Origin of the sequence: Streptomyces olivochromogenes (assembly GCF_001514115.1) — a bacterium.
GTDB classification, from domain to species: domain Bacteria; phylum Actinomycetota; class Actinomycetes; order Streptomycetales; family Streptomycetaceae; genus Streptomyces; species Streptomyces olivochromogenes.
Map to the genome: position 1 here is coordinate 45,395 of NZ_KQ948454.1, position 14,898 is coordinate 60,292.

The window sequence follows — 14,898 nt, forward strand, 5'->3', positions numbered from 1 at the left end:
GGCGAGGACCACGAACTTCGGTTCCACGGCTTGTTTGAAGCGCAGCACTACTCGTCAAATGGGGTTGAACGACCAGAAGACACCGACCTCTTCCGGCGAGACGACGACGAATCCGAAGTCGCCGTCGTACTGAGTGAGAGACACCCAGCCGTCGACTCCGTCGGTGAGATCGGGCGACGGAGTCGCGCGGGCACGGGTGATGTTGCTGTAGCAGGAGATCTGCTCCCCGTACCGGCTCAACAAGGTCCGGGCATCGGCGTAGGCGTCCGCTGCCGCCTCCTCGTCCTGGGGGACCGGGCCCCAGTCGTAGGTCATCGTCACCAGCAGGCGCTCGGCCGTCGCCGGCGTGACGGGGAACAGCCGCTCTTCCAGGAGCTCGCGGGAGGGCGGGCGGAAGGGGAAGGACGGACCGGCCGTCGCACGCTCCTCCTTGTCCGTCTCCCAGTCGAGGACGTTCCAGCCGCGCGGGTCGTCCACTTCGTGGTTCATCACGGCCAGCACATCGTCCCGCCAGTCGGAGTGGGCCCTCGGGCCGGTCGCCGCGAACGCGTAGACGTCGTCGAGCAGGCGCAGGGAGGCTTCCTCCCATGCAGTTCGGTTCACCGTTTCCATTCTCGTTCCGGATCTCATTCTTCCCGACGCAATTGGTCAGCGCGCCGGCATGGAAGTCATGACGACGAAGGGGGGATCGAGGCTGGAGTCATACTTCAGGCGGGTATCGATGTTCTTCACCTCCAGGGGCTTGGCGTTCATACCACCCTGCTTGAAACCGGTCGTCGGATCGTTCGGGTCGTACGGTTGCTTCGTGACGCTCGTACCCGTGACTTCCCCGTCGGGTCCCGGGCCGACCAGCTTCTTCACTTCCCCGTCCTGAGGCGGTGGCGGCCCGTCGAGCCATGCCTTGATGTCGCCGGAGTACTGGTCGATGTTGTACTGCGTGTACCGCTGCGCGCTCTCCAGGGTGTCGAAGCTGGAGGCCGCACTGACCATGGGCTTACCGTGCGGCCATGCGTCGGTGGCCGGATCACCCTGATCACGCAGGCGTTGGGCGAGTTGCTCAGACGTCTTTCCGACATGCTTGTCCAGGGTGTGGCCGTCGTTCAACCATTCACTACTGGCCAGGTCAATCTTGTAGACGCCGTTCTTGGTGTCCTCCGGATTGGTCCACGGGTGCTCTTTCTTGAATTCGTCGAGCGCCCTCACACCGAAGGCCTCGGCGCGTGCCTCTTCCGCGGAATATCTGGGAACGCTGCGCTCCGCCTCTTCCAGCGCGTGCTTGAGTTCGGTCAAGTCGCCGGCAAGGGTGTGGATTTCGCGGTTGTACGTTTCGACGGCATGGTTAAGGCGACCCGTGTCGATGTTCGAGACGAACTCCAGGGCCAGCTCAGGAATTTTGAGGGCCAGTTCCAGAGCGGCCTCGATACTCTTCGCGACGAAGGTCTTCTCGGCCGCGTGCTTGTAGACATCGGTGATCGTGGACCTGATCTTCGTCACTTCCGCACTCAGCGCGTCGCACGCCGTCGCGACGTCGCGTGCGGTGTCCTGGAGGACTTCCAAGGCGGGGCGCCGGCCGTCTTTCTGGTTCCACTGGTAACGGCCGTTGTGACTCGCTTTGCCCCAGGCCGTACTCCCCCAGATCGCGGAACAGAACTGCTTCATCGCGCTCTGCCACTCGTCGTGGCCCGGCGCGGGGTTGGTGAGATACGCGACGGCGTCGTCGAAGGTGTCCGCGGACGTCTTGGCGTCCTTGGCCGCCGTCCGCCACGCCAGCGCGATCTTGGGAAGGTCGACGTCGTCGCCGCCCGGCGTGATGTCGGCGACCTTCCCGTGCCGCAGCGCGTACTCCAGGATCGGGCGCAGGACGTAGTCGCCGACCCCGCTCAGGCCCCCGGCGACGTCGTCGATGATCTCGTTGCCCCAGCCCGCCTCCGCAGGGGCGTTGCCCCAGCCGAGTTCGGCCACGGGTCCGCCCGCGCCGGCCTTCTTCAGGACGTCGGGGAGGTTTTTCCTCACCACAGCCGGGCTCAGCGGATTGGTCGCGTGCTCCGCCTGCGCGTAGTTGTTCGCCGTCACCGTGAGGCCCACCGCAGCGCCGCCGACACCCTCCGTCGCTCTGCTCCACACTTGCAAGAAGAGATCGGCGACTTCGGCGTACGCCTTCGCGAAGGCCTCAGGGCCGGTCCCACAGCCCGCCGCGTGCGCGTACCCGTCCAGAGTGTCGACGAGACTCTTGGCCCGGTCCGCGAAGTCGTACTGGGCGTTCCGCAGCACGTACGACGCGTAGTACACGTGCCTCGGCTGGATGTCGAAGCCGACGGCGTTGCCCGGCGCGGCGGGCTTCATCGCCGCCAGTTCGTCGGAGCGTCGGCGCCGTGCCGAGCCTGTGTCCTGTTGTGAAATGTCCTTGCCCTGGGGGTCCTTGAGGGAACCGGGAGAGGGGGCAGGGGTCGCGCCCGAGCCGGACGACGGGGCGGCGAGCGCGCCGTTGCCCGTGGTGACCGGGGGCGTGGTCGAGGGCGAGGGTGAGGGCGTTGCCATCAGGCACCTCCCCAGCCCCGCAGCACCGCCCGGTGCGCCGCCGCATAGTTGGCGTGGCCCGTCGTGACGTATTCGTGCAGCCACTTCTGTGCGGCCTGGAGGTCCTGGGCCGAGTGGTCCCACTCGTCGAGTTTGTCGACGAAGACCTCGCGGGCCTCGCCTTCCCAGGAGAGGACGACAGGGACGACCCGGTCGTAGAGGTCGTCCAGTTTGCCGTTGAGCTTCTTGAGGATGTCCTCCAGTTCGACGGCGAGGTCGCGAAGGGTGGTGAAGGAGACGGCTATGTGGTCGTCGGCGGCATCTCCTGGCTGCATCTTTCCCCCGGTACGTGAAATTGCCTCGTGGTCTGTGGGAGGTCAGAGGGCGTCGAGGCCGCTACTCGGGCGCGCGGGTGGGGTCGCCGACGCGGCGTCCGGGTTCGGCGTGGAGAGCCGGTCGACCTCGCTGCCCACGTCCACCCGAATCTGGCGCATCTGCTCGACCACGGCCAGTTCCTGCTCCGTGAAGCCGTCCCGGCTCAACCGCACGGCCTGCTCCAGATGCTTCATCACTTCGCGGATGCGTACGGCGTCCTCGGCTGCGGCCCGGTGGAACTCGCGGTACGCCGTCGCCGCCGGGCCACGCCAGTCAGCCTCGATACGGTCGACGATCGAGTCCATCCGCCTGACCTGCTTGTCGAGGTGATCCTGCATGTCGTCGAGGTCATCGGCGAGCTTGGTGAGGTCCTGCCCTGACACCCTCAGGTCGGGGCCCCCGCCTCCTTGTCCCCCGCCTGCTCCGTGCACTCTCATGCCGTACCTCCGCCCCCGTCACATCGGCATCGCACGTCACGTACGCCCAAGAACCTTACGAGGTTTCAGGTGGCGTCGAAGGACCAGAAGAGGCCGAGTTCGGTCCCGGAGACCGCGATCAGGCCGAGGTCCCAGTCGTACTGGGAGAGAGGGGTGCAGCCGGTGGTCGCTTCGTAGAAGTCCGGGGCGTCGGTGCGGCTGTCAGGACTCGCTGTCGGGTACCCGGTGTTCGTGTGGAAGGACGTCTCCTCCGGGAAGCGGGAGAGGATCACCCGGGCCTTCCGCTCCAGTTCGGGACGACGGGTCTCGAAGTCATTGCGGGCGCGTTCGCGCGGGACGTCCAGCCATGTGGTGGACAGCATGACCAGCAGTCTTTCCACCGATGTCCGGGGCACCGTCCGCAGCCCGCGCCGCCACGCGGCCGCGCCTTCTGGAGCGGAGGTCGGCAGGACGAAGGGAAAGAACGGCTCCTCCAGCCGTTCCTCCTCGCCTTCGTCGACGTCGAGCCACCTCCAGGATCGGGGATCCGTCACCTCCCGGCGCATGACTGCCGCGACGTCCCGCACCCAGTCCTGGTGGGCACGGGGCCCCACCAACACGTACGAGTACCGCCGCTCGTACATGCTGAGCGCCTCTGCCCAGGACCGAGCATCCGGCGTCGGCATCGCGGCTCCCTTTCGACAGTCGTGTTCGGTGAGGGGACGGTCACAGCACCGCCTGCCCCGCCTCCACCCGATCGATCGCCCTGCGGGTCGCGGTGGTGAAGGTCCAGAAGGGGGGGAGGAGGTTGGTGGCGCGGTCGGCGACCGTGTTCTTGCCGGGGGCGAACATCGCGGTGCGCAGGGCCGTGGTCATCTCCAGCTGGGCGCCCATGCCGAGGAGGGTGCGGTTGCAGATGTTGTCCGGGTCGATGCCCGCGATCTCCTCCTCCCCCGAGGCCGTCACCGCGCGGATGCCGGCCGCGGTGAACTCCTCCATCAGGTACTGGCGGAAGGTGGAGTTGAGGCCGCCGACGAGGACGGCCGCGGCGCCTGGTTCCAGGCCCGCCTGCTCCGGCTGGCAGCCGTGGAGGGAGACGACGTTGAGGCTGCCCGCGCACAGGGAGCGGGCGATCGTGTCGTCGCAGTGGGTGGAGGTGACGTGCAGCGCCCCGTTCCCGCCGCTCATCAGGCCCTCGAACATCCAGAAGTCGTGCACCGGGCCGGCCGCCGGGGTGGGTGCGAGGTCGGCGGGGTGGTAACCGGCTATCGCCAGGCAGAGTTCCGAGGTGCCCCCTTCGATGCCGCCGCCGTGCGGGGCGATGACCGTGGAGCGGAGGAAGGGGGCGCGGCCGGTCCTGCTCTGGTCGTCGACCAGGTGGCGTCTGGAGCGGCGGCCCCAGTCCGTGCCCTCCGTCCAGGCGGGGTTGGCGTACAGGGCCGTGTTCGAGGCCTGTTCGGCGGCTGCCGCGGGCGTGGCGGTCACCGTCGCGGTCGCGGCGGCCGTGACCGTGCTCAGGACGGGTGTCGCCGCGAGCGCGGTGAGGAGGGTACGGCGTCTGATCTTCATGACAGCCGAGGATGTCAGAGCGGAGGACGTCAGCCGAAGCGGCCCGCCACGTAGTCCGCCGTGCGCTGGTCCTCCGGGGTGCCGAAGATGTGCTCCGTGGGGCCGTGTTCGACGATGCCGCCCGGAGTGCCCTGTTCGGCGAGGAAGAACGCGCACTGCTGGGAGACGCGGGCCGCCTGCTGCATGTTGTGGGTGACGATCACGACGGTCACCTGGCCCGCGAGTTCGTGGATCGTCTCCTCGACCCGGCGGGTGGACGTGGGGTCGAGCGCCGAGCACGGTTCGTCCATCAGCAGCACCCGGGGACGTACGGCCAGGGCGCGGGCGATGCACAGGCGCTGCTGCTGGCCGCCGGAGAGCGCGCCGCCGGGCTGGCGGAGTCGGTCCCGTACCTCCTTCCACAGGCCGGCCCTGGTCAGGCTCTCCTCGACCAGCTCGTCCTTCTCGCGACGGCCGACGCGCGTGCCCGTCAGGCGCAGACCCGCCACCACGTTGTCGTAGATCGACATGGCGGGGAACGGGTTGGGCTTCTGGAAGACCATGCCGATCCTGCGGCGGGCGTCGGTCAGGCGGCGCTCGGGGGCGTAGATGTCCTCGCCGTCGAAGAGCACCTCGCCGCCCATCGCGGCCGTGGGGATCAGCTCGTGCATCCGGTTGAGCGTGCGCAGGAAGGTCGACTTGCCGCAGCCGGAGGGGCCGATCAGGGCGGTGACCTGCCCGGCGGGCATCGTGAGGGAGACCTGTTGCAGCACCTGGTGGCTGCCGAACCAGGCCGAGACGGCGCGGGCTTCGAGGGTCGCGGGAGCGACGGCCCCCTTCGCGGTCCCCGTCGCGGCTCCCATCGCGGTCCTGACGGGCGCGACGGGAGCGACGGGCGGCAGGACGACGGTGTCGGTCGCCGTCGTATCGAGGGAAGCGGTCGCATCGGTCACGTCGGGCACCTCGTGGTGATCGTGGGTCTCGGGAAGGTTCACAGGATTCACATCAGGTTCGGCAGCAGTTCGGTGGTGCGGACGGCCACCTGGAGGCCCAGGACCGCGACCACGGGGGCGAACACGATCCATGTCTGGTGCCGGCCCCAGCGGTGCCAGGTCCACACCGCGGCGACGGCGGCGGCCACCAGCGCCTGGAGCCACATGACCAGCGGCCACGGCACGCCGGAGGGGTGCGCGAGGGGCTGTTCGGACTCCGGGAGCGTGCCGGAGCGGATGACTGCCGCCGGGGTCTGGGCGGGGGTGGAGATCAGGTCGGCGTCGACGCGCAGCACCCCGCCGGGCATGAAGTGCGGGCCGGTGGCCGTGACGAGGACCAGGCGGCCCTTGCCGGAGGCCACGGCGGCGGGCGCCGGATCGCCGGCCCGTCGTACGCCGAGGACCTGGTACTTCGCCTTGCCCTGGCCGGTGGTCACGGTGAACGTGTCGCCCGCGGCGAGCTGGTCGAGACGGCCGAAGGGACCCCCGTAGGCGGCCGCCCGGCCCATCAGCACGCTGGTGCCGGTCTGTCCGGGCAGCGGGGTGTCCCGGCGGTGGCCGGGGCCGTCGGTCAGGACGGCGGAGTCGGTGCCCTCCAGGACGACCTGGTGGACGTGGACGGCGGGGATGTCGACGAGCGCGACCGGGGTGCCGGGCGCCAGCAGTCTGCCCTCCTGGTCGATCTGGGCCACCGGGGCGGTGCCGAGGGCGAGTTGGGTGCGCAGCGCGTCGTACGAGGCGTGCTGCGCGGCCCGTTCCTGGATGCCGCTGACGAGCAGCAGCTGGGCGGTGAGGCCGAGCAGCAGGGCGGCCAGGGTGAGCAGACCGCCCCGGGCAAGGTGCCGGACGGCGGTGACTCCCCGAACGCCCAGCCGCGGTACGGGCCTGGTGAGCGTGGTCTGTACGGCGACCGTCACGGCGACGCGTCTCCTTCCATGGCTTCACTGGTGGGGCCGTCGGGGAGACCGCGGTCGCGGTCTCCCCGACGGGTGGTGCGTCAGGTGGACTTGATGGTGAAGTTCGCGCCGTTCTTCGAGTTCACCGTCGTGGAGCCCGTGTAGTACACGTGCATGGTGTGCTTGCCACGGCCCATCTTGGGCAGGGTGATGGTCACCCTGCCGCCGCTCAGCGTGCCGGTGGCGAGCACGCGGGAGCCCTCGTAGACACGGACCGTGCCGGTCGGCGTGGTGCCGGTCGCCGTGACCTTCACGCCGACCTTGGCGCGGCCGGTGTGGCTGACCGAGGCGGGCGCGGTGCTGCCGACGGACGGGGTCGCCTTGGTGATCGTCAGCTTGGCGGTCGTGGCGGAGGCGTTGAGCTTGGTGCTGCCGCCGTAGGACACCGACAGGGTGTGCGTGGCGACCTTGAGGTGGTTGGACAGGCCGATGGTGACCTTGCCGGAGCTGTCCAGGGTGCCGGTGCCGAGCGTGGTGGTGCCGTCCTTGACGGTCACCTTGCCGCTCGGGACGACGCCGTGCGAGCCGGTGACCGTGACGGCGACCTTCGGCGTCTTGCCGTACGCGGTCGTGGCGGCGGTGGCCTTCACGGCGCTGGTGTACTTGACGGCGCCGGTCCAGGAGGCGGCGGAGCCCGTGCCGTTGAGGTTGGCGGCGGAGACCGAGGCGGTGTAGGTGCCGAGGGCCAGGCCGGTGAAGCTGTACGACGTGGTGGTGGCCGGGACGTCCTTGACGGCCACGACGGCGCCGTCCGAACCGGTCAGCGTGACGCGGTAGTCGGTGACCGGGAGCGCGGGCGCGGGGGTCGGGGCGGTCCAGGTCAGCTTGAGGCTCGCGTCACCGGGGGTGGCCTTCAGGGCAGGCGCGTTGGGCGCCTTGATGTCGATGCCGGACTCCTCCAGGCCGCCGAGCTTGGCGTGCTTGGCAGGGTTGACCGAGCCGTTGTACGACTCGTTCAGGAAGCCGAAGTCGGCGATGACCTTCTCGGCGGTGTCGGTGGCGAGGGCCGCCTCGTGGGTGCCGCTGGTGACGAAGACGTCGTACAGCGCCTTGTCGAAGAAGACGCTGGAGGGGTCGATCGCCCGGCTCGGGACGACGTTGTAGACGTCGCGGCCGAAGGTGGCGTTCTCGAAGTAGCCGCTGACCGGGGTGAGCTTGCCGTTCACCGTGGTCACCGGGCTGGTGGCGCCGGTGTCGCCAGGCAGCTGGATGCTGGCCAGGCGCGCGCCGGCGGCGACCGCGGTCTTGCTGTAGTCGGGCGCGATGCCGTTGTTCTGGGCGATCCAGCTGCCCACGGAGAACGGCACCAGCGCGCCGTCCTGGGTGAGCGCGGCGTTCGCCTGGTTCTCCTGGACGGTCGGGATGTTCGGGGAGACCGTGAGCTCGTTGAGGCCGATCGCCGCGAGGAAGAACTTGCGGGTGCCGGAGTCGACCTGCGGGATGACCGGGTGCACGACCTGGCCGTTCACCGTGGACGTCCCGCCGTTGGCGTAGATGTCGTGCAGCTGGTCGACCGTCAGCGTGTCGAGACCCGAGCCGCGGACCGCGACGCCGACCGCGTCCCGGGCGAACGGGACGTAGGTGAGGGCGGTGCCGGAGACGCTCGGGCCGCCGGAGGAGCGGGCGAAGTCGACCTGGCCCTTGATGGCGACGCCGTCGCTGCTGGGGAACTTGTCACCGGTCAGCGACTCGCTGAGGGCGAGCTTGCCCTTGCCGGAGCCGTTGGGGCGCAGGAAGGACGGGCCGCCCGCGCGGGTCTGGATGGTGGTGGTGGCGGTGCCGGAGGGGATCGCGTCGTACGAGGCGATGCCCGCGTCGCCCGCCTTCACGGCGGTCTCGGCGTAGCTCTTGCCGTTGACGGTGTCACCGGCGAGGGCGTTGAGCACGTCCTGGGTGGTGTCGGAACCCACGCCGACGAGCTGGCGGAAGGTCCCGGCGGGGGTGGGGTCGGCGGACGCCGGGCTCGCGAGAGCCAGCGTGCCGGACACCGCTGCGGCGGCGACCATGGCCGCCGTGAGGCGCATTCTGCGCATCGAGGGTCTCCTGAGGTTGTGCGTCGGTTCTGCGACGGGTGGACCTGGTGGATCCGGTGGATCTGGCAGGGTGGGGGGTCAAGCCGTCCGCCCCGACTGCCTTTCGGGGCGGACGGCCGTCTGTGGGGAGCCCCGGCCCGGGTGGACCTGGCTCCGTCGTTCGAGAGCCTCGGCCCAGCGGGCTGAACTCCCTTGTCGGAGAGCCTCAGCCCGGATGGACCTGACTCCGTCGTTCGAGAGCCTCGGCCCAGCGGGCCGGACTCCCCTGCCCGAGGGCCTCAGTCCAGTGGGCCGGACTCCCCTGGCCGGGGCCCAGGTCCTTACGGGCCTGGCTCTCCTGGTCCGGAGCCCCGGGGCGGTGCGGCCGTGGCACGGGGTCAGTGCCGGCCGGGCGGCAGCAGTTTGCGCAGCCGTTCCGGGAGGGTGGGGGCAGGGATGGTCAGGACGCGGCCGCCGGGGAGGGGGACGCGGAGTGGGAAGCGGAGCCGGCTGCCGCCCGCGAAGGGCGCGCCCACACCGGCCACGGCGCCGAGCGCCGCGCCGAGCGGGACGGCGTAGCGGAGCGCGTTCGCCGGGTCGGCCGGCGTGGTGCCCGCGGCCGTGGTCGCGACGGCCTTGCCACCGTCGTAGGAGGGCGCGCCGCTGGGCGTGGGGCTCGCGCTCCCGCCGCCACCCGATGCCGCATCGCCGCCGCCCGTACCACCGCCGCCCGTACCGCCGCCGGAGGCGCCCCCGTCCGACGTACCGCCGGAGCCGCCATCCGTACCACCGGTGCCGCCGCCGCTCGATCCGCCGGAGGAACCGCCGTGCGTGGCGGACGGACCGGTGTAGTCGGCGAGGGTGGTGGCGGCGTGGGTGGCCTTCGCGCGCAGCGTCTTCGACAGCGGGGCGTAGCCGATCGGGAGCCGGCCCGGGTCCGCGCCGGGGACCTGCCCGCTGCCTGCCGCGTACGTCAGCAGCGCCGCGTAGTCCTTGCGGGCGGCCGCGTCGAGCTTGGCGGGACGTACGGCCGCGTACACCAGCTGCGCGAGCGGGTACGCGCCCTGCGCGGTGGCCTTGGCCGGGCTGATCTCGGCGGCGTGGGCGCCGGACGCGCTCGCCGCGGCGGCGGTGAGGGACGCGGTGGTGGGCGCGACGAACTTACCTGCCGTGTTGCGCAGCCGCGCGGTCTGCAGGCCGAACCGGGCGGCGGAGGCCGCGTCCGTGACCGTGATCACGAACCGGGAGCCCACCGTCTGCGGGCCGGGGTTCTTGTACGCGGGCGGGCTGGCCAGCGGGTCCCAGGTCGCCTTCCACAGGCTGTCGGCGCGCCGGGTGTGCAGGGCGCCGGCGTGCATGTCCGTCACGTACGGATGGAAGTCGATCATGCACTGCTTCTCGGTGGCGCCGCTGTTCGCCGGGATCGTGCACCAGGGGTCGCTCTTGGGGTACGTGTCGGTGTCGGCCGGGTCGAAGGCGAATCCGGTCGGGTTCAGGTCCGCGTTGGTGCTGAAGTACGGGTTGACGCGCATCCCCCAGTCGTCGGACACGCCCGCGAGGAAGCTGCGGGCCTCCTTGTCGGAGACGATCCACTGCCAGACCGCGCGAGCCGAGTCGCTGTGGCCGAGCGAGGTCAGCAGGTCGGTGTCGGTGGCCGGGGTCTCGGGAATCGACAGCTCCGCGAACTCAGGGTTGAGCGCGATGAACTCGGGGTCGGTCGCCAGGCCCGCCGGATTGTTCTTCGCCCAGCCGTAGCCGCTCGCGACGGTGGAGCCGAGGACCGCTCCCCAAGGGGAGTTGCGGTAGGACTCGGTGAGCAGCTTGGCGACCAGCCGGGGCGTGAGGTCGATGGACTCGACCTTGGTGCCGGCGAGGCGACGGGCCGCGTCGGAGGCTCCGGCCTTCGGTCTGCGTTCGATGGTGAAGCCGATGACGGTGCCGGAAAGCGCGGTGGGCGAGTACACGGTGGTGTCCGTGGGTGCGGTCGTGCCGGTGTCCGCGCCGAGAGCCCGGGTGGTGAAGGCAAGCCCGAAGGAGCCGTTCGCGGTGAGGCGGGCGCGGGTGTCGGGCTCACCGAGCTCGGTGTAGCCGTACACCCTGCCGGCCGGGCACAGGGCCGCCTGCCAGCTGGTCATGGCGTCGGCGGCGAGTTCGCTGCCGGCGGTGGCACGCTCGTCGGAGCCGAGGGCGCAGTTGGCGCCGACCGGGTTGAAGCCGAGCTTGACGGCGATGCGGTTCTTCCAGTTGGTGGAGGAGACCGGGGAGCCGGCGTTGACCTGGCTGGTGTCGGCGTAGGGCTTGCCGTCGAGGTCGAGGTGGCCCTGCGGGACGATCACCAGCCAGCAGGAACGCGGTGCCGTACGGCCGTTCTCCGTCACCGGGACGCCACAGCCCAGGTGCGGGGCCTCGTTGGCGGTCTGCGCCTCGAAGAACTCCTGGCCGGTGCCGTCGGCGCCGGTGCGGGCGAAGTCGACCTCGTTGGTGGTGTTGTGGTTGAACAGGGAGTTGTTCTGGGTGCCGCTCGTGATCACCGTGCCGTCGACGGACTTGAAGGGCACCTCGCCCTGTCCTGAGACGCCACCGGCGCCGTAGCGGTCGTCCTGGCCGTAGTTGCTCGGGTCGGCACTGTAGAAGATCTTGCGGGAGTCGTCGTACTCGTTGCCCGGCCAGCTGCCCCGGTCGGTGGTCGGGGAGGCGCCGTACTGGCACTGGGTGCGCGACGGGCCGGGGTTGGCCGGGACGGTGCCGTCGTCGTCGCCCCAGCACTGCATGATCTGGACGAAGTCGGTGTTGAACAGCGTGCCCGCGAAGGTGCTCGGGGTGCCGCCGGTCCAGGAGACGGTGATCGCCTGGCTGGTGAGGTGCTCGGTTTGGCTGACCTTGAACTTCATGTCCTTGAACTCGCCGCGGCCGGAGACGGTGACGGCGGAGTCGGTGCCGCTCGCGGCGGTGGCGGGCTGGGCGGTCTGGGCGACCGCGAGGCCGGCGAGGGCTCCGGCGGCGGCGCCGGCGACGAGGCGCACCAGCAGCTTGCGTACGCGCTTCATCGCGCACCCCCGTCCATGACGTCCTTGGTGTCGTTCTTCTCTCCGCTCCCGGTGCGCCCGGCCATCGCCCGCGAGACGATGGACGGCAGGAGCAACAGCCCGAGGACCAGGGCCGCGGCGAGCAGCATCAGTGTCTGGGTGGTGGTCCAGCCGCTGTGCCCGGCCACGGCGATCGGCTGGGCGAGGGCGATGGTGCCGTCCACGGCGGTACCGCCGCCGGTGCCGGTACCCGATCCGCCGCTGGTACTGGTACCGGTGCCGGGCGCCAGGGTCTGGCCGGTGTCGGGGTCGACGACGGGCTGGGCGCTGCCGCCCGCCGAGCCGCCGGTGCCGCCGCCGCTGCCCGAACTCCCCCCGCTCGTACCGCCGCTCGCGGAACCGCCCGACGTGCCGCCGCCACTTGTGCCGCCCGCCGATCCCGAACCCCCGGAGCCGCCGCCCGACTTGGCGCCGCCGCTGCCGGTGTTGCAGGCCGCGGCGCCCTTCTTGTCGCAGGCCGCCGGGTAGGGGGCGGTCTCGGCGAGCTTGTTGTGCCCGTCGCTGGAGAAGGTCGGGTTGTTGCAGCCCTTGATGTTGATGTTCTTCGTCTGCACGCCCGGGATGCGGCGGATCTGGTCGAAGCCCGCCTGCACCAGGTTGATCGGCAGCGGCGAGTAGCCGAGCTGGGGCATCTGCTGCTGGCCCTGGCACATGAAGTAGTACGAGAAGGCACCGAGCGTCTTGCCCTTGGCCTCGGTGAAGGTGCCCTGCGCCTTCAGGGGCAGGATCATGTACGAGTAGCTGGACAGCGGGTAGTTGCGCTGGTCGCTGTCGTTGTAGACGCCGTCGAGCTGCTGGGTGAGGTAGTCGGCGGAGCTCTTGTTGGTGTTGATCCTCGCCTTGAGCAGCGAGACGGCGACGTTCTTCGGGGTCGGCTCGGTGTAGTAGCCCGCGTGGTTGAGGATCTTGGCGACCGGATAGCCCTCGTTGATGGCGTACGAGTAGTTGACGTAGCCGATGGCGCCCTCGCCGTAGTTCTGGGCGACGTAGCCCGCCACGCCCGGGTCGCCGGACTGGGCGATCATGCCGGACACGGTGGGGTAGTACGAGGTCTGCCCGCAGGCCCCGGAGCGGCCGACCTTGCCGCAGTACGCCTGCCACAGCGACTTGTGCTGGTTGGTCATCCACATCGTGAACTGGGCGGTGGAGCCCGAACCGTCGGAGCGGACGACGGGGACGACGGGGCGGTGCGGCAGTTGGAGCCCCGGATTGTCGGCCTTGATCACCGGGTCGTCCCAGGTCTTCACGACGCCGGTGAAGATCTTGGTGAGGACGTCTCCGGAGAGGCGGAGGTTGGTGACCCTCTTGCCGTTGACGGTCAGGTGGTACATGAAGGCGGTGCCGCCGGCCACGATCGGCATGTAGGCGTAGCTGCCGGCCGACGGACGTTCGGCGGCCGAGCCGTCGGTCGGGTGGGTCTGGAACGGGATGTCCGAGACCGCGAAGTCGACGGTGCCGCTGAGGAATTGCCGGCGGCCGTCGGAGGAGCCGCCGCCGGCGTAGCTGATCCGCATGCCGTACTGGTTGACGGCCTTGCGCCACTGGTCGATGGCGTTCTCCGCCCACGTGGAGCCGGCGCCGGCGACCGGGGTGTAGCTCTCGGCCGCGGCGGGCGTGGCCGCGGGCCCGGCCAGCAGGCCGGCGATCACGCCGAACAGGGCGCCGAGGGTCGCAAGGGCGCGCAGGCGCCCGAGGACGGTAGGGAGGTGGCTGCGCATCAGTCGTTCTCTCCGGGGGCGGTGGGGTCGGCTGTGGCGGACGCTTCGGTGCGGGGGGCGGCCTCGAACAGGGACAGGCCGGGGGCGTGCAGTTCGTCGAAGCGCGCCACGTCCTGCCGCGAGGCGCGGGCGGTGCGGCGGGCCTGACGCTTGGTCTGGTGGCCGGGGCCGCGGCCGCCGATCACACGGGCGATCACGAAGAGCACCAGGACCAGGGCCATGAGGACGGCCGCCGCGCCGAAGCCGCGAGCGATCATGGTCGGCTGGGGCGACTTGACGAAGTTGAAGACGGCCAGCGGCAGGGACACCATCGGCCCGCTGGTGGGGTCGGTGTTGAGTGCCGCGGTGAATCCGGCGGTCAGCAGGACGGGAGAGGTCTCGCCGATGCCGCGCGCGGTGCCGAGGATGACGGCCGTGGCGAGCCCGGAGCGGGCGGTGGGCAGGATGACGTGCAGGACGGTGCGCCAGCGGGGTGCGCCGAGCGCCTCGGCCGCTTCGGTCAAGGTCCCCGGCACCAGCCGCAGCACGACGTCCGACGCGCGGATCACGATCGGCAGCATCATCACGCTGATCGCGAAGCCGGCCGCGAGACCGGACTTCTGCATCCCGAGCCCGAGGATCCAGATGGCGAACACCATCAGGCCGGCCACGATCGAGGGCAACGCGGTCATCGCCTCGACCATGGTCCGCACGAACCGTGAGAAGCGGCCCGGGACCTGGTTCAGGTACACGGCGCAGGCGAGACCCAGCGGCACCGTGATCGCGAGCGCGATGGCGGTCATGATGAGGGTGCCGAGCATCGCGTGGGCGATGCCGCCGTTCGTCAGCGGGTCGAGCGGGCCGGCGGCCTGCATGTCCTTGGTGAAGAAGTTGAGGTGCAGCAGCGCCTCCCGGCCGCGCCAGGCGGTGAAGCCGACGATGAGCACGAGCGCGGTGAACAGCAGCGTGGCCGCCGTCCACAGCACGACCGTCATCACCCGGTCGCGTACGGACTGGCCGTCTTCTTCGAATCCTGTCAACACCGCGTAGATCGCGAGGAAGAGCAGGTAGGCGGTGACGGTGAAACCCAACGCGCCGGAGAACGGGGCGAGTTCGCCGTACAACAGGATCGTGGCGCAGAGCCCGGAGGCGGCGGCGCCGGTGAGGGACAGCAGGCCGGAGAGGCTGACGCCGCCGATACGGCGCGGCCGGTCGGGAGGCAGGGCGGGCTCCGCCGCGGCGGGCCCGGCGGCCAGGACGGGCTCCTGCGCCACGAGGTTCTCTTCTACGACGGTCATC

The 14,898-nt window shown here is 70.5% G+C and carries 12 protein-coding genes; all 12 read right to left on the minus strand.

Annotated features, from left to right (window positions below):
• Positions 1 to 54: 54 nt before the first annotated feature.
• Positions 55 to 603, minus strand: a complete 549-nt coding sequence (locus AQJ27_RS12655; RefSeq protein ID WP_159064351.1) for a hypothetical protein — start codon at positions 601 to 603, stop codon at positions 55 to 57.
• 45 nt (positions 604 to 648) lie between these two features.
• Complete coding sequence (locus AQJ27_RS56360; protein WP_067366596.1) at positions 649 to 2,538, minus strand: RNase A-like domain-containing protein; 1,890 nt, start codon at positions 2,536 to 2,538, stop codon at positions 649 to 651.
• Positions 2,538 to 2,852, minus strand: coding sequence for a WXG100 family type VII secretion target (locus AQJ27_RS12665; RefSeq protein WP_067366598.1), 315 nt, complete (start codon positions 2,850 to 2,852; stop codon positions 2,538 to 2,540). The genes AQJ27_RS56360 and AQJ27_RS12665 overlap by 1 nt, the downstream gene beginning before the upstream one ends.
• A 42-nt stretch (positions 2,853 to 2,894) precedes the next feature.
• Complete coding sequence (locus AQJ27_RS12670) at positions 2,895 to 3,329, minus strand: WXG100 family type VII secretion target (RefSeq protein WP_067366600.1); 435 nt, start codon at positions 3,327 to 3,329, stop codon at positions 2,895 to 2,897.
• 65 nt (positions 3,330 to 3,394) lie between these two features.
• Complete coding sequence (locus AQJ27_RS12675) at positions 3,395 to 3,994, minus strand: hypothetical protein (protein ID WP_067366602.1); 600 nt, start codon at positions 3,992 to 3,994, stop codon at positions 3,395 to 3,397.
• A 40-nt stretch (positions 3,995 to 4,034) separates the two neighbouring features.
• A complete protein-coding gene (locus tag AQJ27_RS12680) occupies positions 4,035 to 4,877 on the minus strand; it encodes a poly-gamma-glutamate hydrolase family protein (RefSeq protein ID WP_067366604.1) in 843 nt (280 codons plus the stop codon).
• A gap of 29 nt (positions 4,878 to 4,906) precedes the next feature.
• Positions 4,907 to 5,719: a phosphate ABC transporter ATP-binding protein PstB gene (gene pstB / locus AQJ27_RS12685; protein ID WP_067367781.1), complete on the minus strand. Its 813-nt coding sequence runs from the start codon at positions 5,717 to 5,719 to the stop codon at positions 4,907 to 4,909.
• Positions 5,720 to 5,856: 137 nt separating this feature from the next.
• Positions 5,857 to 6,765, minus strand: a complete 909-nt coding sequence (locus AQJ27_RS12690) for a sortase (RefSeq protein ID WP_079064938.1) — start codon at positions 6,763 to 6,765, stop codon at positions 5,857 to 5,859.
• 80 nt (positions 6,766 to 6,845) lie between these two features.
• The gene (locus AQJ27_RS12695; protein WP_079064939.1) at positions 6,846 to 8,837 is read right to left on the minus strand and encodes an Ig-like domain repeat protein; all 1,992 of its coding nucleotides are present in this window, start codon (positions 8,835 to 8,837) and stop codon (positions 6,846 to 6,848) included.
• Positions 8,838 to 9,214: 377 nt separating this feature from the next.
• Positions 9,215 to 11,863: a hypothetical protein gene (locus AQJ27_RS12700; RefSeq protein WP_067366610.1), complete on the minus strand. Its 2,649-nt coding sequence runs from the start codon at positions 11,861 to 11,863 to the stop codon at positions 9,215 to 9,217.
• On the minus strand, positions 11,860 to 13,620 hold the full coding sequence (gene pstS / locus AQJ27_RS60150) for a phosphate ABC transporter substrate-binding protein PstS (RefSeq protein ID WP_067366613.1): 1,761 nt from the start codon (positions 13,618 to 13,620) through the stop codon (positions 11,860 to 11,862). Before pstS ends, AQJ27_RS12700 begins: the two co-directional genes overlap by 4 nt.
• The gene (pstA, locus tag AQJ27_RS12710; protein WP_067366616.1) at positions 13,620 to 14,897 is read right to left on the minus strand and encodes a phosphate ABC transporter permease PstA; all 1,278 of its coding nucleotides are present in this window, start codon (positions 14,895 to 14,897) and stop codon (positions 13,620 to 13,622) included. The genes pstS and pstA overlap by 1 nt, the downstream gene beginning before the upstream one ends.
• Between the last annotated feature and the right edge of the window lies 1 nt (position 14,898).

Bases quoted from the DNA above. Each gene is read 5' to 3' on its own strand.
- AQJ27_RS56360 (WP_067366596.1), bottom strand. From the start codon at position 2,538: ATGGCAACGCCCTCACCCTCGCCCTCGACCACGCCCCCGGTCACCACG.
- AQJ27_RS12665 (WP_067366598.1), bottom strand. From the start codon at position 2,852: ATGCAGCCAGGAGATGCCGCCGACGACCACATAGCCGTCTCCTTCACC.
- AQJ27_RS12670 (WP_067366600.1), bottom strand. From the start codon at position 3,329: ATGAGAGTGCACGGAGCAGGCGGGGGACAAGGAGGCGGGGGCCCCGAC.
- AQJ27_RS12675 (WP_067366602.1), bottom strand. From the start codon at position 3,994: ATGCCGACGCCGGATGCTCGGTCCTGGGCAGAGGCGCTCAGCATGTAC.
- AQJ27_RS12680 (WP_067366604.1), bottom strand. From the start codon at position 4,877: ATGAAGATCAGACGCCGTACCCTCCTCACCGCGCTCGCGGCGACACCC.
- pstB (WP_067367781.1), bottom strand. From the start codon at position 5,719: ATGGGAGCCGCGACGGGGACCGCGAAGGGGGCCGTCGCTCCCGCGACC.
- AQJ27_RS12695 (WP_079064939.1), bottom strand. From the start codon at position 8,837: ATGCGCAGAATGCGCCTCACGGCGGCCATGGTCGCCGCCGCAGCGGTG.
- AQJ27_RS12700 (WP_067366610.1), bottom strand. From the start codon at position 11,863: ATGAAGCGCGTACGCAAGCTGCTGGTGCGCCTCGTCGCCGGCGCCGCC.
- pstS (WP_067366613.1), bottom strand. From the start codon at position 13,620: ATGCGCAGCCACCTCCCTACCGTCCTCGGGCGCCTGCGCGCCCTTGCG.
- pstA (WP_067366616.1), bottom strand. From the start codon at position 14,897: ATGACCGTCGTAGAAGAGAACCTCGTGGCGCAGGAGCCCGTCCTGGCC.